We start from the raw sequence: 21960 nt of genomic DNA, 5'->3' as shown, positions 1-21960 counted from the left end.
CAAAAACAACTTATTTATCGAATGATTCAGACATGGTATTGCCCGGGTTCTCAGTGCGCGGTTCATCCACCGGACGCGGAGCCTGAGGAGCAGGGGTGCCACTGTTGTTGTCTGAAGAAGAACCATTATTTTTAGGTTCTTCCCAGCCAGCCGGTGGACGTACTTCACGGCGGGCCATCAGATCATCAATCTGTGGTGCATCGATAGTCTCGTACTTCATTAATGCATCTTTCATGGAATGAAGGATATCCATGTTTTCATTAAGGATAGTACGGGCACGCTGATAATTGCTGTCAATCAGGTGTTTCACTTCCTGGTCGATAATACGCGCAGTCTCATCAGACATATGCTTCGCTTTGGCGACTGAACGACCCAGGAACACTTCACCATCTTCCTCAGCATACAGTAATGGTCCCAGTTTTTCTGAGAAGCCCCATTGCGTTACCATGTTACGTGCCAGGTTGGTTGCCACTTTAATATCGTTAGACGCCCCGGTAGAGACCTTCTCGGCACCATAGATAATCTCTTCTGCCAGACGACCACCGTACAGTGTAGAGATCTGACTTTCGAGTTTCTGGCGGCTGGCACTGATGGCATCTCCTTCCGGCAGGAAGAAAGTCACGCCTAATGCACGACCACGAGGAATAATGGTCACTTTATGTACCGGGTCATGTTCAGGCACCAGACGACCGATAATGGCGTGTCCTGCTTCGTGGTATGCGGTTGACTCTTTCTGAGCTTCGGTCATCACCATTGAACGACGTTCAGCACCCATCATGATCTTGTCTTTGGCTTTTTCAAACTCAACCATTGAGACAACGCGCTTGTTACCACGGGCAGCAAACAATGCCGCTTCATTGACCAGGTTCGCCAGGTCGGCCCCGGAGAAACCAGGGGTACCACGAGCGATAATAGCAGCATCAATATCTGTCGCTAACGGAACACGACGCATATGCACCTTAAGAATCTGCTCACGACCACGAACATCTGGCAAACCAACCACTACCTGACGGTCAAAACGGCCAGGACGCAGTAATGCAGGGTCAAGAACATCCGGACGGTTAGTCGCAGCAATAACGATAATTCCTTCGTTACCTTCAAAACCATCCATTTCAACCAGCATCTGGTTCAGTGTCTGCTCACGTTCATCGTGCCCGCCACCGAGACCGGCACCACGCTGACGACCCACCGCATCGATTTCATCGATGAAGATAATGCACGGGGCCGCTTTTTTAGCCTGTTCGAACATATCACGCACACGGGACGCACCGACACCGACAAACATTTCAACAAAGTCAGAACCGGAAATGGTAAAGAACGGAACTTTGGCTTCACCGGCAATCGCTTTCGCCAGTAATGTTTTACCGGTACCCGGAGGACCGACCATCAGGACGCCCTTAGGAATTTTACCACCCAGTTTCTGGAAGCGGCTCGGCTCACGCAGGTATTCAACCAGCTCGCTCACTTCCTCTTTCGCTTCATCACAACCGGCGACATCAGCAAAAGTGGTCTTAATCTGGTCTTCGGTAAGCATACGCGCCTTGCTCTTACCAAAAGACATCGCGCCTTTGCCGCCACCGCCTTGCATCTGGCGCATAAAGAATATCCACACGCCTATCAGTAACAGCATCGGGAACCATGAAATGAAGATAGAAGTCAGCAGACTTGGCTCTTCCGGTGGCTCACCAACGACTTTTACATTTTTAGTCAGCAGATTATCGAGCAACTTGGGATCGTTGACAGGAATATAGGTCGTATATTTTCCACTGTCTTTTTTGATAACGTTAATTTCACGCCCGTTAATACGTGCCTCGCGGACCTGATCCTGGTTCACTTCCGACAAGAAAGTTGAGTAATCAACTCTCCGGCCATTCGACTCGCTGGGCCCAAAGCTCTGGAACACCGACATCAGCACTACCGCGATGACTAGCCAGAGAATCAGGTTTTTCGCCATGTCACTCAAGGGATTAACCTCATATTACAACGATGTTAACAGACAGCGTAGGGTACTATAGTTTGCGCCCAGTCGCTACAATGTACACTTCACGTGAACGTGAACGTGAAGCGTCAGGCTTCCGAATTTTCACTTTCGTAAACAGGGAGCGAATTTCCCGCAGGTATTCATCGAAGCCATCTCCCTGAAACACTTTCACTACAAAACTACCACCCGGCGCCAGAATATCCCGACACATATCCAACGCCAGCTCTATCAGATACATCGAACGTGGAATATCCACTGCCGGAGTACCGCTCATATTCGGTGCCATATCAGACATGACGACCTGAACTTTATCATCACCTACACGTTCCAGTAATGCTGCTAAAACCGCCTGGTCACGAAAATCACCCTGCAGAAAGTCTACCCCTACAATAGGGTCCATCGGCAGCAGGTCGCAAGCAATAATACGCCCTTTGGAACCGATTTGTTGAACCACATATTGCGACCAGCCCCCCGGAGCTGCGCCAAGGTCAACAACCGTCATGCCCGGTTTGAATAATTTGTCACCTTGCTGAATTTCATCCAGTTTAAACCAGGCGCGCGAACGCAACCCGTTTTTTTTGTGCCTGCTGCACATACTTATCGCTAAAGTGTTCCTGAAGCCAGCGGCTGGAACTGGCTGAACGCTTTTTACCGGTCATAATTTTTCCAACTAATTCGTGCTTGTCGCGAGAAATCACCACGTATAATTCGCGTTGATTTGGCGATATACCAGAGATGGCGGTAGAATGAACCGTTTTCAATCCCTGAGTAAGTAAATAATACGATGAATCTGAGTACCAAACAAAAACAGCACCTGAAAGGCCTGGCCCATCCCCTGAAGCCAGTTGTCATGTTAGGCAACAACGGCCTGACCGAAGGTGTACTGGCTGAAATCGAGAACGCGCTGGAACATCACGAACTGATCAAAGTAAAAATCGCAGGTGAAGACCGCGAAACTAAAGCTTTGATTGTTAATGCCATTATTCGTGAAACCCAGGCTTCAGAAGTTCAGGTTATTGGCAAAATACTGGTGCTGTATCGCCGCTCAAAAGAGAATAAAATTTCTCTGCCTCGCTGAATTTCTGCGCCGTACCGGTAACGGCGCCCGAAGAAATTGCCACAGCTGTGCTGTGGGTTAAAAGGCCGCACCCGCGGCCTTTTCTATTCTTTACATTTCATTCAGGCAACTTATGTTACCACGCTAAGTAAATCAATGCAGGGTTACCGCACATTTTTACTCATCCGCTGAATCACTTACCGGTAAAAGTGACATTCTGTTACTTAAGCGTAGCAAGAGATTACAGGTATTCCACCCGCAGAATCTCATATTCCACATCACCACCCGGCGTCTTAATTACCGCAACATCATCCTGTTGCTTGGAAATTAATCCGCGGGCCATCGGTGAATTTACAGAAATCAGATTTTGCTTAAAATCGGCTTCATCGTCCCCCACAATCCGGTAAGTCGATTCTTCATCGGTTGCGGTGTTATAGACGGTGACGGTTGCCCCAAAAATAACCCGCCCTGTGGCCGGCATTTTAGTGACATCAATGATCTGAGCATTGGATAATTTTGCTTCAATTTCCTGAATACGCCCTTCACAAAACCCCTGCTCTTCACGGGCAGCATGATACTCCGCATTTTCTTTCAGATCGCCGTGTTCACGCGCTTCCGCGATAGAGGCGATGATGCGGGGACGCTTCACAGTTTTCAGCTCTTCAAGTTCTGTACGCAGTTTTTCAGCACCACGCAGCGTCATAGGAACCTGACTCATCTTAAACTCCTCATTATCTTATGTGTAGAAGTGTCATCCTGACTGATGACTGCAGAGAATAGCGTCCTGCAACGCATTAATTTCAGAATAAAACAAGCCTGCCCGGGGCATGTTTAACCACAGGCAAGCGTCAGTTTTTCATTTTGATACGTATTTTACCCCGGAGTTCCCTATGGGTCATCGTTTACTTTCCCCCATAAGGGGACGTAGTATTGCGGCTTCCTCCGTCACTTAGCCCGAGATTATGCGATTTTTACGACTTATATCAGGATTGACTCTCGCTTTTACTCTGCAGGCTCAGGCCGCTATCCCTGTAGAGCAATATACACAATATTTGCCAAGCGGGACCAGTCTGGCGTTCCTGGCACAAAAAGTCGGCTCGCAGGAACCTTTGGTGGACTATAACGGCCAGCGTATGTCGTTGCCTGCCAGTACGATGAAAATTTTCACATCACTGGCCGCGCTGCTGGAACTGGGCAAAGATTTCAGGTTTCAGACCACGTTTGAAACAAAAGGTAAAATCAGTAACGGTACATTACAGGGTGACCTGGTGGCGCGATTCGACGGCGACCCGTCATTTACCCGTCAGGATTTACGGGCGATGGTGAGTAGCCTGAAAAAACAGGGGGTCACCCATATTCAGGGCAACCTGGTGATTGATACCTCAGTATTTGCCAGCCATGATGCTGCTCCGGGCTGGCCCTGGAACGATCTGACCCAGTGTTTCAGTGCTCCACCGGGGGCCGCAATTATCGACAAAAACTGTTTTTCTGTTGCCCTCTACAGTGCTGATACTCCCGGGCAAAACGCCTATATTCGTATAGCCTCCTACTATCCGGCACATATGTTCAGCGAAGTGAAGACTATCGCCCCCAATTCCACGGAAGGCCAGTATTGTGAACTCGATGTGGTACCGGGTGAATTAAACCGCTATACCCTGACCGGGTGTCTGCGTAAACGCGCCGACCCGCTTCCGTTAGCCTTTGCTGTGCAGGATGGCGCCGCCTGGGCCGGTGAAATTCTGCGTGATGAATTGCGTCAGGCAGATATCGACTACAGTGGTCATCTGTTACGGCAAACTCAGCCGACCCCGCCGGGTACCGTACTTGCCAGCCATGATTCAGCACCGCTACATGACCTGTTGCACCATATGCTGAAGGTGTCCGATAACATGTATGCCGATACTATTTTCCGAACCATTGGCCATCACTACTTTAACGTACCAGGCACTTATCGTGCGGGTTCTGATGCGGTCAGGAGAATTCTGAAAGAGAAAGCCGGGATTGATTTCGGCAATACGGTGCAGATGGACGGTTCCGGGCTGTCGCGCCACGATCTGGTCGCCCCCACCACCATGATGCAGGCATTGCAATACATTGGCAAAAACGACAGTACACTGGACTTCATCAGCATGTTGCCATTATCCGGGCATGACGGAACCCTGCAGTACCGGGGTGGTCTGCATGAGGCCGGGGTGGATGGTAAGTTATCGGCGAAAACCGGTTCTTTGCAGGGGGTTTATAACCTGGCAGGATTCCTGACCACCGCTAACGGCAATAAAATCGCGTTTGTGCAGTATCTCTCTGGCTACGCGGTACCGCCGCAGGACCAGCGTACCCGCCGCGCTCCGCTGGTACGCTTTGAAAGCCGTCTGTATCGCGATCTTTACCAGCAGTACTGATTCGGTAAACAAAAAGCCGCGCTCATTTCTGAGGGCGGCGTTTTTTATGTCGCTCACTGATCAGAAGTGGGTATTCAGACTCATATAGAACGTCCGCCCTGATTCGTTGTAAGTATTCGCACCGGCGCCGTAGATAGTAATCGGGTTAACCACTCCTGATGAAGTAATGGTTCCCGTAGACTGGGCGTTACCTTCACGGAAATGGCGTTTATCAAACAGGTTCTCTATCCCGGCAGTGATGCTGACATTTTTGGTCGCATCCCAGGTCGCACTGGCACCGACGATACTGTACGGGCTGACTTCGCGGGTGTCCGGGTAACTAACCACATTACCGCGATAGTCGAGACGTTTAGGTTTCTGACGCCCATACCAGGTAAAGGTTGTTGCCAGAGACAGATCTTCACGCGCCTGCCAGGTGAGTCCGGAATTCAGGGTAAACTGCGGAATAACCGATAAGCGATCACCGGTGGTTTTATTCTTACTCTGCAGCATCCAGGTCATATTGTTATTCCAGCTGAGGGTATCGGTAACGGGAATATTCAGCGTGCCTTCCAGACCTTCTACGACGGCTTTCGGAACATTTTGCCATTGGTAGATATAAGTACCGGTACTGCTGGTACCAATAGAACTGGTACCCGCCTCAATCTTGTTGCGATAGTCGTTGCGGAACCAGGTAACCCCGGCCTGCAGACCGGCGTCATCTTTATATTCCAGCCCGATTTCTTTGTTAGTACTGGTTTCGGCTTTCAGATTATCGTTACCCATCAGATAACATCCGGCGCCTGAACCGGCATAGCCGTTACAGCCCTGGCCATTGCTGTATAAAATATAATTTCTGTTGGTCTGATACAGATTAGGGGCTTTATAAGCCCGGGCAATCCCCATTTTCAGGGTAATGTTGTCGGTGAGATTCTGCGACAGATTCAGTGACGGGCTCCAGTTAGTTCCTGAAACTGAATGGTGATCGAAACGCAGCGCCGGGGTCAGCACAGTGCTGTCGGTAATATCCATATTATCTTCAGCAAACAACGAGAAGATTTCGGCGCTGGAGTACGGGTCGCGTGTCCCGGTAGTTATCCCGTCAATTGCCCCCCCGGTTCTGTCCCCGGTCAGTGCCTGGCTGGTCGATACTCCGTCTTTCATTTTCTGCTGATTCCATTCGGTACCCAGCGTCAGGTTCTGATTTACCATCAGGTTAAACGGAATGCTAACTTCACTATGCAGCAGTACATCACCTAAATCGATATCAGCAAAACCACCACTCGGTACGCCTTCAAACCCTCCAGCCAGCCCTTCAGACAATCTTGAGTTACGGGTTCTTTCATACTGAGCGTAAGTATTGGTACTGACCCCGCTATCCCAGACCCCGGTCCAGGTGAGTGAATAGTTCTGACGATAAATACGGTTAGTCTCTTTACCGTACATCGATTTTACGAAATCTGTCGTGTTGGTATTCTGGGTATCGCCGGCATACAGATTTCCCTGACGGCTGGTACCTGCTTCAAATTCCAGATGCTGGTTACGGACAAATTCCCAGTTTAATTTACCGTGCAATTCCTTATCGATAACCCCTTCGCGCCCAGCAGGATAGCCACCCGCATACAAGCCCGGGCGAGGAGTAGTATGCGACTCGTTGATATCGTAGGCGTCGGCCTGGGTTTTATCCAGATTACCCCAGATACTCAGTGTCAGGCTGTCAGAAACCGGCCCCATCAGGCTGAAGTTGGTGCGCTTGGTGGAACCTTCCGATTTATGCTGTGGCGCATTCAGATAGGTATCCCATGAACCATGCCACTGGTTAGTTGCCTGTTTGGTGATGATATTCACCACCCCGCCCATGGCACCATTACCGTAACGAGCCGCGGCAGGACCGCGGATTACTTCAATACGTTCAATCATCTCAGGTGGTACCCAGTTAGTATCCCCCCGGGTATCCCGTTCCCCACGCCAGCCAAAGCGGACCGAGTTGCGGCTGGAAACCGGTTTGCCATCAATCAGAATCAGGGTGTTTTCCGGCCCCATCCCACGGATGTCAATCTGACGGTTATTACCGCGCTGACCACTGGTCGAGTTCCCGGTCAGGTTAACGCCAGGCATGGTACGAATAATTTCAGAAACATCACGTGCCGGCGGATGTTTACGGATTTCGTCTGCGGTAATGGTAGAAACGCCCGGTGCCTGTAAATTTTGTTGTCTGGCGGTCACCACAATCGTGCCACTGTCGGTATCAGTCTTACTAACTGCCGTTGGTTCAGTCGCCTGTTGCTGGCTGGCCGCTGTATCGTTAGTGGCGGTGTCAGCTGCCAGTACCGGATATGAAAAGAGTAACGCCGATGCCCCGAGCTCAAGGCAAATAGCAGTGGAAAGCAGAGATATTTTTTTCATTAGAATGATCCTGGTCTTCTGCCACGCGCAGACCAGGCTGGCTGGAGAAAATCCGGTTATTGAGCCACGTTTTTCATAAAGTGTTCAGCTACGCCTTTGCGGACAACTGCTTTTGCAATAAGAAATACCGGCGGACGGCAGGGATAAGGGCAGTTTCTGCAACAGCAAAGACAGACGCCGCAACACCTTATTGCAAACAGAAATAATTATCAATACTATTATTAATTACTCTATTTTTTTAGCGATCTGACTATCCTGCGAATGGCTATCCCTGACTGGTTTACCGAGCACCCCGGGAGTGAATCCTGGTGGCAAGAACAGCAACAACAAGGACTTCCGCGTATTTCGCCTGCTGTTGGCAGCGAATGTGAAGTCACTTTTCTGTGGCGGGATCCGCAGGGCAATGAAGCGACCTCCGGCTATCGTCATGTCTGGATCAATATCACCGGCATCACAGACCACCACCAGAAAACGCCGCCCCGCTCACTGCAACGCGTAGCCGGGACGGATGTCTGGTTCTGGCAAACCCGGCTGCCTTCCGACTGGCGTGGCAGCTACTGCCTGATTCCGGATACCAGCGCTGAACGACCTGACGACACAGCAGATATCTACCAGAGGCGGGAATGGTGGCGGGAAAAATTCTCTCTTGCCGGGTATGACCCGCTTAATCCGTTGCGACACTGGTCAGGTGGCCGGGGAATGTCAGTTTCTCCGTTGCATATGCCGGATGCCCCGCCGCAGCCCGAATGGCAGCCACTGGATCAGCATCAGGAAGCGACACTTCCTCTGGAACAGTATCTGTGGGACAGCTCTCTGCTCAGTAACCAACGCAAGATCCGGATATATCAGAGCGGTGAACAGGGCAATCCTGAACGCCCGTTAGTGCTGCTACTGGATGGACAATTCTGGGCTGACCAAATGCCGGTCGCGGCCCCCCTGCAGTCACTGACCGATCGGCAATTGTTGCCACCCGCCATTTACGTGATGGTCGATATTATCGATCGTCAGCACCGTACCCGGGAACTGACCTGTAATCCGGATTTCTGGCAGGCTATTCAACAGGAACTCCTACCCAGGGTCGCTGAGTGGACCGGCTGGCAAGCGGCGGCTGAGCGAACACTGATCGCCGGGCAGAGTTTTGGTGGATTGTCGGCGGTTTATGCCACATTACACAAGCCGGAATCCTTTGGCATGGCCGTCAGCCTGTCCGGCTCTTTCTGGTGGCCAGGACGCGGACAGCCCACCGGCTGGCTCACTGAACAACTGGAACAACATGCCTTTACCACTGCGCCACGCCGGATTTATCTGGAGGCGGGGCGCCGTGAACAGGTGATTTGTCAGGCCAACAGTGCTCTCTACGATGCGCTGTGCCGACAGGATATTACTGCCACACTGAAATTTATTGAGGGGGGCCATGACGCGCTGTGCTGGCGTGGCGGGCTGCTCTATGGATTACAGGCCACTCTTAATGCTCATCCTGAGTCATCCCGGGAAGGAGTCTGATATGAAGAATCTTCATCCATTTGACCAGCCAGATGCCTCTGCCAGCGTGCTGAAAAATCATGCAGGGCAGTTTAGTCTGTGGCCGGAATCTATTGCTGTCCCTGACGGCTGGTTGCGGGTCTATGGCCCCTGCCCACAGGAACAATGCCTGCTATGGCTGGAATCACACTGGACAGATATCCGTCCTGCGGCACAACTGAGTACCGGAAGTCATTATGTCTGAACAAACACGCTGGCTGCCACTGGTTGCAGCACAACCCGGGATCTGGCTGGCAGATCAGTTATCACCTTACACCAATGCCTACGCGGTTGCCCATGTGACAGAATTGCGGGGCGAGATCTCACTGCCACATCTCAGCGCCGCTATCCGCCATGGTTTGGCTGAAGCCGATACCCTGCATATGGTGTTTGAAGATATTGAGGGTGAAGCCATGCAATGCCCGGGTCAGGCACCGGTGATTGACGCGGAATATCGTGACCTTCGTGCAGAGACTGATCCACGTGAGACCGCAGAATACCTGATTCACCAGGATTTACACAGTGATTTGCGACTGGCGCCGGGTAAACCGATGTATCGTCATCTGATTTTGCAGATCGAAGATAACCACTGGCTTTGGTATCAGCGTTATCATCACATTGCGATCGATGGTTTCAGTTTCACGGCCCTGACCCGTCGTATTGCGGAGATCTACACGGCTTTATGCCAGCAGAATGATACGGGGCCGACTCCGTTCACTCCGTTCAGTGACGTGGTTGCTGAATATCTGGATTACCAACAGTCTGCCGGCTGGCAACGGGATGCCGGCTACTGGCAGGAGAAAGTTAATACACTGCCTGCGCCAGTTAGCCTCTCTGAACAGCCACTGAGCGGACAACCCCCTTCGACTGAACTTATCCGGCTGCAACTGACCCTGTCCGCCACCGATCTGCAACCACTGTGCAACCAGCTGACAGCGGAAAAACTGACGCTCACCGACGGAGCGATTGCGCTGGTCGCTGTCTGGCTGGCTCGTCTGACCGGACAGCAACCTTTCAGTAGTGGGTTTATCTTTATGCGTCGCCTTGGCTCAGCAGCCCTGTGCGCCACAGGTCCGGTCATTAATGTATTACCGATGGCTGTCGATTATCAGCCCGGGCTGACACTGACTGAACTGGCTGCCCGGCTGGCTAAAGAAATTAAGAAAAACCGCCGCCACCAGCGTTACGATTCGGAACAGGTGATGCGTGATGCCGGCCGTCACGGTGACAGCGATCCGCTGTATGGTCCGGTGATCAACGTTAAAATGTTTGATTATCAACTCAGTTTCAATGGCCTGCATGCCGATACCCGTCATCTTGCCTCCGGCCCAGTGCGTGATCTGGAAATCGCCATTTTTCCTGGCGAATCCGGCGATGTAACTTTTGGAATACTGGCTAATGCCGGACGCTATGATGCCGGCCAGCTTCAGGAACATCTGGATCGTCTGCCATTACTGGCGCAACAGTTTGGCCAGTCAGCCGGTCTGATATGTTCAGAGGCGATCATGCTGAATGCTAAAGAGCAACAACAGCTTGCTGATATCGGTCAGGCACGACACCCTGTGCCGGCAACCACCTTATCTGACCTGCTGGAACAGCAGGCGTTGTCTTCACCTCAGGCAATTGGTCTGACGGATGTGCACCAGCAACTCACTTATCACGAAATGCACCAGCAGGTCCTGGCACTGGCACAGCAACTGCATCAGGCGGGTGTGAGTCGCGGGGATATCGTGGCTGTCGCCCTGCCACGATCAGTCTGCTTGTCGCTGGCATTACAGGCTATTGTTCGGTTGGGTGCCGTCTGGCTACCGCTGGATACCGGTTACCCGGACGACCGTCTGCAGATGATGCTGGAAGACGCAGCCCCCAAACTCCTGATTACCGGATACGAACTGACTTCCCGTTTCCGGGCGATCAGTGAAGTCGCTCAGTACCATTATAATGCTTTGTTGTCGCCACTTTGCGGCCCCTTGTCATTGCCCGGACCACTTGCGGGTGATGGTGCCTACCTGATATATACCTCCGGTTCTACCGGTCGGCCGAAAGGCGTACTGGTCAGCCATCAGGCTATCGTCAACCGTCTGTTGTGGATGCAAAATCATTATCCGCTGAACAGCACCGATGTCGTATTGCAAAAGACCCCGGCCAGTTTCGATGTGTCTGTATGGGAATTTTTCTGGCCGCTGATTACCGGGGCCCGGTTGATGATGGCACCGCCGGAATCACACCGCGACCCGGAAGCATTACTGAGACTGATACTCGATTATCATGTCACCACACTCCATTTTGTACCATCGATGTTAGCGGCCTTTACTTCATCGTTACCTCCGGACAGTGCGAGGCTGGTTGCCCGCGAACTGCGTCGGGTATTTTGTAGCGGCGAAGCCCTGCCGACAGCCCTTGCCCGTCAGTGGCAGCAGTTATGCGGAACGGAACTGCACAATTTATACGGCCCGACGGAAGCGGCCGTGGATGTCAGCTGGTACCCGGCTTTCGGTCCTGAGCTGGCGGCGGTAACCGGCAGCAGCGTGCCCATCGGCTTCCCGGTCTGGAATACCGGACTGCATATTCTCGATGGACAGCTACAACCTCTGCCGCAAGGTATTGCCGGAGAGCTGTGGCTAAGTGGTATTCAACTGGCTCAGGGCTATCTGGGCCGTCCGGGTCTGACTGCCTCCAGGTTTGTGGCCCTGCCAGGTGCTGAAGGTGAACGGATGTACCGTACCGGAGACGTGGTACGGCGGCTGGCTAATGGCGCTATAGAATATCTTGGCCGGAACGATGATCAGTTGAAAATCCGCGGACAGCGTATTGAACTGACCGAAATTGATCATGTCCTGCTTGAGCAGGCTGGCGTAGAACAGGCTGTTACGCTGGCGCGCGTATTGCAGGAAAACCAGAGTCATGACCAACGCTGGGAAGATGCCCGCCAGCTGATTTCTTATGTAATAAGCGATCAACCGGTAGACACAGAGCAACTGCGATCACAGCTGGCAGCACACTTACCGGCTCATATGGTGCCGGTGGCGATTATGCAGGTCGCTGAGTTCCCTCTGAGTAATAACGGCAAGCTGGATCGTAAAGCATTACCGTTACCGGCTCTGCATTCCGGTAAACACCAGCGAAAACCGACAGCAGGGCTGGAAAGCGAGCTGGCCGAAGAATTTGCCGCGATTCTTGGCTGCGACACAGTGTTTGCCACAGATGACTTCTTCGCTCTTGGCGGACACTCACTGTTGGCAATGCGGCTGGCGGCACGTTTGCGTAAAAAATTACACCAACATATCACCGTCGGACAGATTATGGTCGCACCCAGCGTCGAAAAACTGGCCCGGTTATTGACGGCACCGCAGCAGGATCAGGGGAACGAAGCCGGTCATGAGCCATTACTGCCACTGCGGGAAAGTCATGGCCCCCGGCTATTCTGCTTCCACCCTGCCTCCGGCTTTGCCTGGCAGTTCAGTGTATTGCGTCGTTATCTGGCGGCTCACTGGTCAGTGACCGGCATTCAGTCGCCAACCGCCGACGGAATTCTGCAACAGAGCCAGCATATAGACGATATCTGTGATGCGCATCTGCAACTTATCCGCCAGCAGCAACCTCATGGACCCTATTATCTGATCGGATATTCGCTGGGTGGCACGCTGGCTCAGGGAGTAGCAGCCCGTCTGGAAGCCGCCGGTGAGCAGGTTGCTTTCCTTGGGCTACTGGATACCTGGCCACCGGAAACCCAAAACTGGGATGAACGCCAGGGGAAAAATGTACTGGACCCGGAAGTGCTGGCTGAAGTTGACCGCGAGCGTGAGCAATTTATGCAAAGTCAGCGGAAAATGGCCGGTGAGGATATGGCCGGGATGTTTGAAGTCATTAGTCAGAACTATGCCAGCGCGGTCAGGCTACTGACCACTGCGACCAGCGCCCACTTTGGGGGTAAGGCCACCATGTTCCTGGCCGAAAGAACCCGCCTGCAGGGGGCTGATGCACAGCAATGCTGGGCGCCGTATATCCGTCAGCTGGAAGTTGTGCCCGTCGACTGCGCCCATTCAGAAATCTTTTCTGAGGGGGTTTTGGCGATCATCGGTCCGGCAATCAGCCAGCGGCTGGAAAGCCTGCAGAAATAACTAATGCTTACCGGAAGCCCTGGTGCTTCCGGCAGGTTGCAACAGTTACGGAGTTCGCAGCTCTCTGCCCAAGGGGACAACCATCGGCGTTCCGGCCACCGGATCGCTGATGATCATACATTTCAGTCCATACACCTGCTCAATCAGCTCTGCAGTGACGATCTCTGAAGGTTTACCCTCAGCGATAATCTGCCCGTCACGCATGGCTATCAGATGTGTGGCATAACGGCAGGCATGATTCAGTTCATGCAACACCACTACCAGCGTTCTGCCGTGCTGGCGATTAAGATCACGCATCAGCTCCATAAGTTCTATCTGATGAGTGATATCCAGCCAGGTGGTAGGTTCATCGAGCAACAACAGTGGGGTTTGCTGCGCCAGTACCATCGCGATCCACACCCGTTGCCGCTGCCCACCCGACAAGGTATCCACGGTTTGCTCTGCCAGATGGTCAACTCTGGTAGCCTGCATTGCCTGATCTACCGCCTGCGCATCTTCGTTACGCCAGCGGCCAAACAGTTGCTGATGCGGATATCTGCCGCGTGACACTAATTCGCGTACCGTAATACCGGCCGGGGAATTGGGAGATTGCGGTAAAAGCCCCAGCCGCCGCGCAATTTCTTTGGTCGGATAACTGCTAATCGCCTCACCATCCAGTACCACCTGCCCCTCCAGTGGAGTAAGTAATCGACTCAGTGTACGCAGCAAGGTCGATTTTCCGCAGGCGTTCGGACCAATAATCACCGTCACTTCCCCCTGAGGAATAGACACGGACAAATCGCGGGCAATAATTTTCTTATCGTAGCCGAGGGTCAGGTGATTCCCCTGTAAGGGTGATTGTCTGTCGGTCATTTGCGACGTGCCTCTCTGACCAGTAAGCTCATTAAGTACAACCCTCCCAGACTGACCGTGACGACACCGACCGGCAGCTGATACGGGACGAAAACATGTGTGGCAATATAGTCTGCCGCCAGTAACAGAGCAGCACCACTGAATGCACTGGCAATCAGTTGATAGGGTCCATGACGACACAGACGACTGGCAATTTGTGGTGCGACCAGCGCGACGAACGACACCGGACCAATCAGCGCCGTTGATACTGCAGTCAGTATCACCCCCACCAGCATTAACCACAGTCGGCTACGTTCGACCGGAATACCTAAGGCGGCAGCCATATCATCGCCCATTTCCAGCAATCGCATACGTCTTGCCAGCAGCGCGCTGGCAGCCGTTGCCAGCAGTAAAATCAGAGCGACCGGAGGCAGGCTGTTCCAGTTGATACCGTTCAGTGACCCGGCACTCCATAACCCGGCAGATAATGCAGTATCCAGTGAGGCCGTGGTGATAAGCCAGCTATTAAGTGACATCAGCAATGCACGCACACCAATCCCGACGATGATCAACCTGAAGGTTGCCACCCCCTGACGCCAGGAAAAAAGATACACAATTGCCGCCGTTACCAGGCCTCCCGCCAGCGCCGCCAGTGCTAATATCGCTGGTTTGCCTGGCAGAAACACCATTGCCAGTAATACCGCCGAAAATGCGCCGGTATTAAAGCCCAGCACATCCGGGCTGCCCAGTGGATTGCGCAACAGTGACTGGAAAATGGCGCCACTGAGTGCCAGAGCCGCACCGGTAATCAGCGCTGCTACTACACGCGGTAGCCGCCAGTCGATAACCACCATGCTAATCCCACGGGGCGCATCCCCCCGCAGCACCTGCCATAACAGATCATTACTGACCGGCAAGGTCCCGCGAGTCAGCGATAAAAAACAGAGTAACAGCAGTAACAACAACAGAAAGATTAATACCGTCAGGTTACGGGCCTTCATCAGACACCTCCCCGGGACTGACGGCGTATCAGGAAAATCAGCACCGGCGCACCAATTAACGCAGTGACGATAGAAACCCGTAATTCCCCCACCGCCATAAAGCGGCCGGCAATGTCAGCCGCCAGCAGTAAACAGGGAGTGAGCAGTAGAGTGACCGGCAGTAACCGCCGGTGATCAGCACCCGTCAGAAAACGCCCCAGATGCGGCGCCATCAGACCGACAAACGCCACCGGCCCGGTCAGCGCCGTCGCTGAACCGGCCAGCACAGCTACCGCTACCAGCCCTGTCAGTTGGGTACGGAATACCCGGGTACCCAGCGTTACCGCAAGATCTCCGCCCATACTCAGGTTATTCAGTGATTTACTTAATAGTAGCGACAGCACTGTCGCCAGGAAGATTGCCGGAGAGATCACCGCCAGCGAAGTAAACTGGCGAATATCCAGCGAACCACTGAGCCAGAAACGAAGATGATCATAAATTTCGGGGTTCATTAATGACAGGCCATTAGTCATCCCCTCCAGCACCGCGGCCAGGGCGACACCCGCCAGGGTCAGCCGTACCGGATTCACCCGACCTCCCGCAGCGGCACCGGTCAGCGCGACAATCAGTAAGGCAAGAATCGCGCCGCCAAAAGCAAATCCGAGCCAGGCCTGCGGGGTATCGGCCCCTGTCAGGGCGATGCCCAGCACAATGGCGAAAGACGCACCGGAATTAACCCCAAGAATGCCCGGGTCAGCCAGCGGATTACGGGTGAGCGTCTGCATTAGCGCACCCGCCAGCCCGAGAGAGATGCCTGCAGCAATCCCGGCCAGTGTTCTGGGCAACCGGGCAAAGCGGATAATTGTGCAGTCCTGAGATACACAGTGCTCAGGAGAAAATAGTGACTGCCAGGTCTCCGTCACCGGAATCATTTTTGACCCGGCAATCAGGCTCAGTATGGTTAACAGAGTAAATAACAACAACAGCAAGATCAGCAAATACGGTTGACGCATAACCCTCGGGACCTTCAACGAACTGGAAATGCCACCCTTGCAAAGAAATTAAGCGGCCACTGGCCAGAGAAAACGGTACTCATGTACCGTTTTCTCTCACTATTAATGTGCGAACTGATGCTGCAGGGTAGTCAGCAGATGGCTGGCACTATAATAATCCAGACGGAAATTGTCACTTCCCATTGCATAGACTTGCTTGTTACGGACAGCATCCGTTTGTGAAAGGAATTGATCTTTCAGGACCTGAGGCACGGTATCGTCGGTACTGGCAAATAGCAGCCAGCTTTTACCTGCCAGTCCGGCAGCCAGATTTTCGCCGGATAACTGAATGATATCTTTACGGTGCCCCATGCTGAAATTACCGGTGACAGACGCAGGCGGGGTGGCGAGAGTGAAACCCAGTTGTTCCAGTAATTTGCCCTGAGCTGAATCGCGGGTCCACAGATTCACTTCACGACCGCCACCATTCCAGACCATTGCTGAGACAGGTTGCGGAGGCAGACGGAGTTTTGCTTTCAGCGCTTTTTCACGTTGATCAAACTCTGCGACTTTTTGTGCCGCCTGAGCTTCATGGCCGGTAGCCTGTCCCAGTTCCGTGACCAGTTGCTGCCAGCTCTTATCGTCGTAGTTCACTACCAGCACCGGAGCAATCGCCGATAACTGACTTACCAGTTTTATCGCGCTGTCATTTCCGGTGGCACTGACCAGTATCAAATCCGGAGCTTCGCTGGCAATACTTTCAGCATTCGGCTCGCCAATATACAGACGCTTCACCTGGCGTTGTTTCGCAATATCTCCCCACTGGCGGAAGAAGCCCTGTGAATCGGTAAAACGGCTGTTCGGCGCGGTCGCACCACTGCCAATCACCGGAGCATCAATCGCCAGTAATGACCCGGTCAATGTCACACTGGTAGAGACAATGCGCTCAGGCTTATGTTGTAACGTGATGGTGCCGTTTTCACCATGAACCTGTCGTGGCCAGCCTTCCATGGCACTGATTTGCATACTTAAAGGCAGTAAAAATACCATCAACAACCATTTATAACCTGAGTGTACTGTTTTCATGTTTTTTCCCGGAATTTACAGTGGAGACTTTTCGCATAAACTGCGGATTTTTACCTGCAAAGGACGATTTCGTTGACACATTACACGGATCCGGTTAGGTTACACGAAACAATACAAATGATAATCATTATTATACATTTTATCATTTCAGGATGCAACTATGCTAGAAAAGGAACAGGCTGAAAATCCCTGCTTTCGGGAATTTCCCTCCTTAAAAGGCCGATTTCTGTTTACGTCAGGCTGGCGAAGCCTGATTACTGATGGCTGTTTTCAACGTCTGACACTGCCTCTTTCCGGTGTAAACCCGCAACTTTCAGCCAGTGCGGAAAGTCTGGCAACCGCATTCCGCCATGCCCGGGCTGCCGGAATTTCACGTCCGGTAGTTGTCGGCGCAATTCCGTTTGATACACGTCAACCGTCAGAGTTGTATATTCCGGAAAGCTACGAATTTTTCGATCGCCAGCAACTGACCGCAGTGGCGACCGTAGCACTGAATCCCCCGGCAGAACAGGCTCTGTATGTCCGCCAGGTCCCGGAGAAAAACGTTTTTACCTCGATGGTGGCCCGGGCAGTTGAGGCGATGAAGCGGGGAGAGCTGGATAAAGTCGTATTGTCACGTCTGCTGAACATCCACAGCCCTGAGTCTATGGATCTGCAGGCGCTGATGTCACAGATTGTGCAACAGAATCCGGATAACTATCATTTCCACGTTCCGTTATCCTCAGGTGCCACACTATTGGGTGCCAGTCCGGAATTATTGCTGAGAAAGCAGGCAAATCAATTTTATTCCTGTCCGCTGGCTGGATCAGCTAAACGTGCCAGTGATCCGCTACTTGATCAGCGATCTGGACAGACCCTGATGAACTCTGCCAAAGACCGTCATGAGCACCGCCTGGTCACTGACGCCATGCGCGATACCCTGCAACCGGTCAGCGAGACGTTATCGGTACCCGAAGTGCCGGAGCTGGTCACGACAGGAACCTTATGGCATCTGGCAACCTCTATCCGGGGCACGTTGAAGAACAGTCATGAAAGTGCTTTGTCACTGGCCACCCTGTTGCACCCGACACCGGCACTGAGTGGTTTTCCTCATTCTCAGGCGCTGGCCTTAATCCGCCAGCTGGAACCTTTCGACCGCCATCTGTTTGGCGGCATGGTGGGATGGTGCGATGACCAGGGAAATGGCGAATGGGCCGTCACGATACGTTGTGCCACCGTCGATAATCAGGATATCACCCTGTTCGCCGGTGCCGGTGTTGTCCCTGCATCAAATCCGGAATCTGAATGGCTGGAAACCGGCGTAAAACTGACAACAATGCTGAAAGCTTTCGGGCTTGAACAATCAAGGTAATTCCCATGACTATCCCCTATACACGCTGGCCGGATGAGCTGGCGAGTCGCTACCGTACCAAAGGGTACTGGCTGGACCTGCCATTAAGTGATATTACCGATCGTCAGAAAGATAATGACGCTGTTGCCATTATCGATGACGAATCGCAGATCAGCTACCGGCAGATGGCCCTGGCCAGTTCCCGTCTGGCCGCCAAACTTCAGCAAGCCGGACTGAAGAAAGGTGATACCGCACTGGTTCAGCTTGGCAATAATAACGAGTTTTACCTGGTATTCTTTGCGCTTCTGAAACTGGGTGTCGCCCCGGTGAATGCCCTGTACAGCCATCAGCGTACTGAGCTGTTTTCTTATGCCGAACAGATAAAACCCGCACTACTGATTGCCGATCGCCGGCATAGTCTGTTTGCCGATAATCAGTTTCTTGATCAGTTCAGGGAACAGATTCCTTCTGTGACGACGGTGCTGATGCATCATGCCATCGATGGCGATCACAACCTGGCTGAGTGGCTTGCCACGCCGGCAGACGATTTTGTTGCCGATCCCAGTGCTGCAGATGAAGTCGCTTTCTTTCAGCTTTCCGGGGGCAGTACTGGCACCCCGAAACTTATCCCACGGACCCATAACGATTACTATTACAGTATTCGTGCCAGCAATGATATTTGCGGTGTCGATGCTGATACCCGTTACCTGTGCGCCCTGCCGGTTGCCCATAACTACCCGATGAGCTCTCCGGGGTGCCTGGGGATTTTCTATGCCGGCGGACTGGTCGTTATGGCCGCCGATCCCAGTGCCACGCAATGTTTCCCGCTGATCGCCAGACACCAGATTACCCTGACCGGTCTGGTGCCCCCGGCGGTCAGCCTCTGGTTACAGGCCATCAGTGAACAGGGAAATCACGGTGAACTGAATTCCCTGAAAGTCCTGCAGGTCGGCGGTGCACGTCTGAGTGAAACTCTGGCCCGGCGGATAATTTCTGAAATTGGATGTCAGCTACAGCAGGTGTTTGGTATGGCCGAGGGGCTGGTGAACTATACCCGGCTGGATGACCCGTTGGAGATAATTGTGACCACTCAGGGGCGGCCCATGAGTGAAGATGACGAAGTCAGAGTGGTGGATGAAGACGGCAAGCTGTTGCCGGCAGGTCAGACCGGTCGTCTGATGACCCGGGGGCCCTACACCTTCCGTGGTTATTTTAATAACCCGACACATAACGCGACCTGTTTTGATGATGAAGGATTTTACTGCTCCGGTGATCTGATTGAGATCACCGCGGAAGGCAATATCAAAGTTCAGGGACGCGAAAAAGATCAGATCAACCGTGGCGGAGAGAAGATTGCTGCCGAGGAGATCGAAAATCTGCTGCAACGTCACCCTGATATTATCGATGCAGCACTGGTGTCGATGAGCGATGAACTCATGGGTGAAAAGAGCTGCGCATTTATCGTCGCGAAACTACCGATCAAGCCGGCACATTTACGCCGACACCTGCGTGAACAGGGTATTGCTGAATTTAAACTCCCTGATCGCATTATTCAGCAGGATCAGCTGCCGCTGACTCCGGTAGGCAAAGTCGATAAAAAAGCACTGCGCCAGTGGCTGACCGAAGAACAAAAATAATCCGAATTACCACCGATTGATGGAGTGACCATGAGTATCCCTAAGCTTGAGTCTTACACCCTGCCGGCAGTGGATGAATTGCCGGAAAATAAAGTTCAGTGGGTGTTCGAACCAGCACGGGCAGCACTACTTATCCATGATATGCAGAACTATTTTCTGAATTTCTGGGGGAGTGATAGCCCGTTAATTCGCCAGGTAGTTGAAAATATTGCCCGGTTACGTGCCCAGTGTAAAGCGTTGGGGATACCGGTATTTTATACCGCACAGCCAAATCAGCAGAGTGATGAAGACCGCGCCCTGCTTAATGATATGTGGGGACCGGGTTTAAACCGCCATCCGGATCAGCAGCAGATCACCGATGCATTGGCGGCTGATGATCAGGATATTGTCCTGACTAAATGGCGTTACAGTGCTTTTCACCGTTCAGATCTCGAACAGCGACTGCAAACTATGGGACGTAACCAGTTACTGATTACCGGGGTGTATGCGCATATCGGTTGCCTGACAACGGCCACCGATGCCTTTATGCGCAATATCAAACCTTTTATGGTAGCCGATGCGCTGGCCGATTTCAGTCGTGAAGAGCACCTGATGGCCCTGACTTACACCGCTGGCCGAAGTGGTAAAGTGGTGACGACCGAAGATTTAATGCTGCTACCGGAAAGTAAAAGTGCCCTGCGTGCTATGATTCTGCCATTGCTCGAGGATGACGATGAACCGGAAGATGACGAGAATCTGATCGATTATGGTCTGGATTCCGTACGCATGATGGCGCTGGCCGCTCGCTGGCGTATGGCGCATCCGGAAATTGATTTTGTGGCACTGGCAAAAAATGCCTCTGTGGATGGCTGGTGGAGCCTGCTGTCCGGGGAGGTAAAAGCATGAGCCAGTGGCCAGAGTTTCAGGGCAAACAAGTCTGGGTAACGGGTGCTGGTCAGGGTATCGGCTATCAGACCGCGCTGGCATTTCACCAGGCCGGAGCCGAAGTGACCGGATTCGATTTAAAATTTGACCGGCAGGACTACCCTTTCTACTGTCAGGTGATGAATGTCGCAGATCCAAAACAGGTGACTGAAGTCTGTCAGGACCTGCTGGCCAGACAACACCGGCTGGATGTCCTGATTAATGCCGCCGGGATCCTACGGATCGGCGCCACGGATGAGCTTTCGTTTGACGACTGGCAGCAATGCCTGAATGTCAATGCTGGCGGGGCTTTTAATCTGTTTCAGCAGACATTACCGGTGTTCCGACGCCAGCAGCAAGGGGCTATCGTGACTGTCGCATCAAATGCAGCCCATGCCCCTCGCCTTGGGATGTCGGCTTACGGAGCGTCTAAAGCCGCATTACGCAGTTTATGCCTGACCGTTGGCCTGGAAATGGCCCCGCATGGGGTACGCTGTAATATTGTCTCTCCGGGTTCCACGGATACAGAAATGCAACGCAGTCTGTGGAAGACCCCTCAGTCTGAACAGCAGACTATTGACGGCTTCCCCGAACAATTTAAGTTAGGCATTCCACTGAAGAAAATCGCCCAGCCACAGGAAATTACCAATACCATTTTGTTCCTGGCCTCTGCTCAGGCCAGCCACGTGGTATTACAGGATATTGTGGTGGATGGCGGAGCCACTCTGGGGGCCTGA

The 21960-nt window shown here is 52.7% G+C and carries 16 protein-coding genes and 1 pseudogene; 9 read left to right on the top strand and 8 right to left on the bottom strand.

Annotated features, from left to right (window positions below):
- Positions 1-10 precede the first annotated feature (10 nt).
- Together ftsH and rlmE are read right to left on the bottom strand one after the other, a co-directional pair.
- Positions 11-1954, bottom strand: a complete 1944-nt coding sequence (ftsH, locus tag HA49_RS20440) for an ATP-dependent zinc metalloprotease FtsH (protein ID WP_038016920.1) — start codon at positions 1952-1954, stop codon at positions 11-13.
- Positions 1955-2009: 55 nt separating this feature from the next.
- Positions 2010-2640 (bottom strand): annotated as a pseudogene (gene rlmE, locus HA49_RS20435) (23S rRNA (uridine(2552)-2'-O)-methyltransferase RlmE).
- A 125-nt stretch (positions 2641-2765) separates the two neighbouring features.
- Here rlmE and yhbY point away from each other — a divergent pair.
- Complete coding sequence (gene yhbY / locus HA49_RS20430) at positions 2766-3059, top strand: ribosome assembly RNA-binding protein YhbY (RefSeq protein WP_038016916.1); 294 nt, start codon at positions 2766-2768, stop codon at positions 3057-3059.
- A gap of 220 nt (positions 3060-3279) precedes the next feature.
- Here yhbY and greA read toward each other — a convergent pair whose 3' ends face one another.
- Positions 3280-3756, bottom strand: coding sequence for a transcription elongation factor GreA (greA, locus tag HA49_RS20425; protein ID WP_038016914.1), 477 nt, complete (start codon positions 3754-3756; stop codon positions 3280-3282).
- Positions 3757-4000: 244 nt separating this feature from the next.
- Between greA and dacB the strand changes: the two genes are divergently transcribed.
- Complete coding sequence (dacB, locus tag HA49_RS20420) at positions 4001-5437, top strand: serine-type D-Ala-D-Ala carboxypeptidase (RefSeq protein ID WP_038016912.1); 1437 nt, start codon at positions 4001-4003, stop codon at positions 5435-5437.
- A gap of 60 nt (positions 5438-5497) precedes the next feature.
- Here dacB and HA49_RS20415 read toward each other — a convergent pair whose 3' ends face one another.
- Complete coding sequence (locus HA49_RS20415; protein ID WP_038016911.1) at positions 5498-7822, bottom strand: TonB-dependent siderophore receptor; 2325 nt, start codon at positions 7820-7822, stop codon at positions 5498-5500.
- Between the two features lie 261 nt (positions 7823-8083).
- Between HA49_RS20415 and fes the strand changes: the two genes are divergently transcribed.
- Genes fes through HA49_RS20400 form a run of 3 tightly spaced genes read left to right on the top strand, consistent with a single transcriptional unit; the run spans position 8084 to position 13464 of the window.
- Complete coding sequence (gene fes, locus HA49_RS20410) at positions 8084-9325, top strand: enterochelin esterase (protein WP_038016909.1); 1242 nt, start codon at positions 8084-8086, stop codon at positions 9323-9325.
- Between the two features lies 1 nt (position 9326).
- The gene (locus HA49_RS20405; RefSeq protein WP_038016907.1) at positions 9327-9548 is read left to right on the top strand and encodes an MbtH family protein; all 222 of its coding nucleotides are present in this window, start codon (positions 9327-9329) and stop codon (positions 9546-9548) included.
- Positions 9541-13464 (top strand): enterobactin synthase subunit F, encoded by a 3924-nt coding sequence (locus HA49_RS20400; RefSeq protein ID WP_038016905.1) that lies wholly within the window; start codon positions 9541-9543, stop codon positions 13462-13464. Before HA49_RS20405 ends, HA49_RS20400 begins: the two co-directional genes overlap by 8 nt.
- A gap of 45 nt (positions 13465-13509) precedes the next feature.
- Here the strand turns inward: HA49_RS20400 and HA49_RS20395 are convergent, their stop codons facing one another.
- The 4 genes from HA49_RS20395 to fepB all read right to left on the bottom strand — a co-directional run bounded on the left by HA49_RS20395 (position 13510) and on the right by fepB (position 17317).
- On the bottom strand, positions 13510-14316 hold the full coding sequence (locus HA49_RS20395) for an ATP-binding cassette domain-containing protein (RefSeq protein ID WP_038016901.1): 807 nt from the start codon (positions 14314-14316) through the stop codon (positions 13510-13512).
- Positions 14313-15296: an iron-enterobactin ABC transporter permease gene (gene fepG / locus HA49_RS20390; protein WP_038016900.1), complete on the bottom strand. Its 984-nt coding sequence runs from the start codon at positions 15294-15296 to the stop codon at positions 14313-14315. Before fepG ends, HA49_RS20395 begins: the two co-directional genes overlap by 4 nt.
- Entirely contained in the window at positions 15296-16318 is a 1023-nt protein-coding gene (gene fepD, locus HA49_RS20385; protein ID WP_084706470.1) for a Fe(3+)-siderophore ABC transporter permease, read from the bottom strand. Before fepD ends, fepG begins: the two co-directional genes overlap by 1 nt.
- A gap of 72 nt (positions 16319-16390) precedes the next feature.
- Entirely contained in the window at positions 16391-17317 is a 927-nt protein-coding gene (gene fepB, locus HA49_RS20380) for a Fe2+-enterobactin ABC transporter substrate-binding protein (RefSeq protein ID WP_245610253.1), read from the bottom strand.
- 196 nt (positions 17318-17513) lie between these two features.
- Between fepB and HA49_RS20375 the strand changes: the two genes are divergently transcribed.
- The 4 genes from HA49_RS20375 to dhbA are packed head-to-tail and all read left to right on the top strand — an operon-like array spanning position 17514 to position 21960.
- On the top strand, positions 17514-18704 hold the full coding sequence (locus tag HA49_RS20375; RefSeq protein WP_038016893.1) for an isochorismate synthase: 1191 nt from the start codon (positions 17514-17516) through the stop codon (positions 18702-18704).
- Between the two features lie 5 nt (positions 18705-18709).
- Positions 18710-20320 (top strand): (2,3-dihydroxybenzoyl)adenylate synthase, encoded by a 1611-nt coding sequence (locus tag HA49_RS20370; protein ID WP_038016891.1) that lies wholly within the window; start codon positions 18710-18712, stop codon positions 20318-20320.
- A gap of 30 nt (positions 20321-20350) precedes the next feature.
- Positions 20351-21205 carry an isochorismatase family protein gene (locus HA49_RS20365; protein ID WP_038016889.1) on the top strand — a complete coding sequence of 285 codons (855 nt, stop codon included), beginning with the start codon at positions 20351-20353 and terminating at the stop codon, positions 21203-21205.
- A complete protein-coding gene (gene dhbA, locus HA49_RS20360; protein ID WP_038016887.1) occupies positions 21202-21960 on the top strand; it encodes a 2,3-dihydro-2,3-dihydroxybenzoate dehydrogenase in 759 nt (252 codons plus the stop codon). The genes HA49_RS20365 and dhbA overlap by 4 nt, the downstream gene beginning before the upstream one ends.

Origin of the sequence: Tatumella morbirosei, from assembly GCF_000757425.2 — a bacterium.
Taxonomy (GTDB): Bacteria; Pseudomonadota; Gammaproteobacteria; order Enterobacterales; family Enterobacteriaceae; genus Tatumella; species Tatumella morbirosei.
This window is presented reverse-complemented; position numbering and strand designations above follow the sequence as displayed.

What these genes read in the sequence shown, in the direction of transcription:
- dhbA (WP_038016887.1), top strand. Translation starts at nt 21,202, where the DNA reads ATGAGCCAGTGGCCAGAGTTTCAGGGCAAACAAGTCTGGGTAACGGGT.
- greA (WP_038016914.1), bottom strand. Translation starts at nt 3,756, where the DNA reads ATGAGTCAGGTTCCTATGACGCTGCGTGGTGCTGAAAAACTGCGTACA.
- fepB (WP_245610253.1), bottom strand. Translation starts at nt 17,317, where the DNA reads ATGGTATTTTTACTGCCTTTAAGTATGCAAATCAGTGCCATGGAAGGC.
- dacB (WP_038016912.1), top strand. Translation starts at nt 4,001, where the DNA reads ATGCGATTTTTACGACTTATATCAGGATTGACTCTCGCTTTTACTCTG.
- HA49_RS20370 (WP_038016891.1), top strand. Translation starts at nt 18,710, where the DNA reads ATGACTATCCCCTATACACGCTGGCCGGATGAGCTGGCGAGTCGCTAC.
- yhbY (WP_038016916.1), top strand. Translation starts at nt 2,766, where the DNA reads ATGAATCTGAGTACCAAACAAAAACAGCACCTGAAAGGCCTGGCCCAT.
- HA49_RS20365 (WP_038016889.1), top strand. Translation starts at nt 20,351, where the DNA reads ATGAGTATCCCTAAGCTTGAGTCTTACACCCTGCCGGCAGTGGATGAA.
- HA49_RS20395 (WP_038016901.1), bottom strand. Translation starts at nt 14,316, where the DNA reads ATGACCGACAGACAATCACCCTTACAGGGGAATCACCTGACCCTCGGC.
- fes (WP_038016909.1), top strand. Translation starts at nt 8,084, where the DNA reads ATGGCTATCCCTGACTGGTTTACCGAGCACCCCGGGAGTGAATCCTGG.
- ftsH (WP_038016920.1), bottom strand. Translation starts at nt 1,954, where the DNA reads ATGGCGAAAAACCTGATTCTCTGGCTAGTCATCGCGGTAGTGCTGATG.
- fepG (WP_038016900.1), bottom strand. Translation starts at nt 15,296, where the DNA reads ATGAAGGCCCGTAACCTGACGGTATTAATCTTTCTGTTGTTGTTACTG.
- HA49_RS20375 (WP_038016893.1), top strand. Translation starts at nt 17,514, where the DNA reads ATGCTAGAAAAGGAACAGGCTGAAAATCCCTGCTTTCGGGAATTTCCC.
- HA49_RS20400 (WP_038016905.1), top strand. Translation starts at nt 9,541, where the DNA reads ATGTCTGAACAAACACGCTGGCTGCCACTGGTTGCAGCACAACCCGGG.
- HA49_RS20415 (WP_038016911.1), bottom strand. Translation starts at nt 7,822, where the DNA reads ATGAAAAAAATATCTCTGCTTTCCACTGCTATTTGCCTTGAGCTCGGG.
- HA49_RS20405 (WP_038016907.1), top strand. Translation starts at nt 9,327, where the DNA reads ATGAAGAATCTTCATCCATTTGACCAGCCAGATGCCTCTGCCAGCGTG.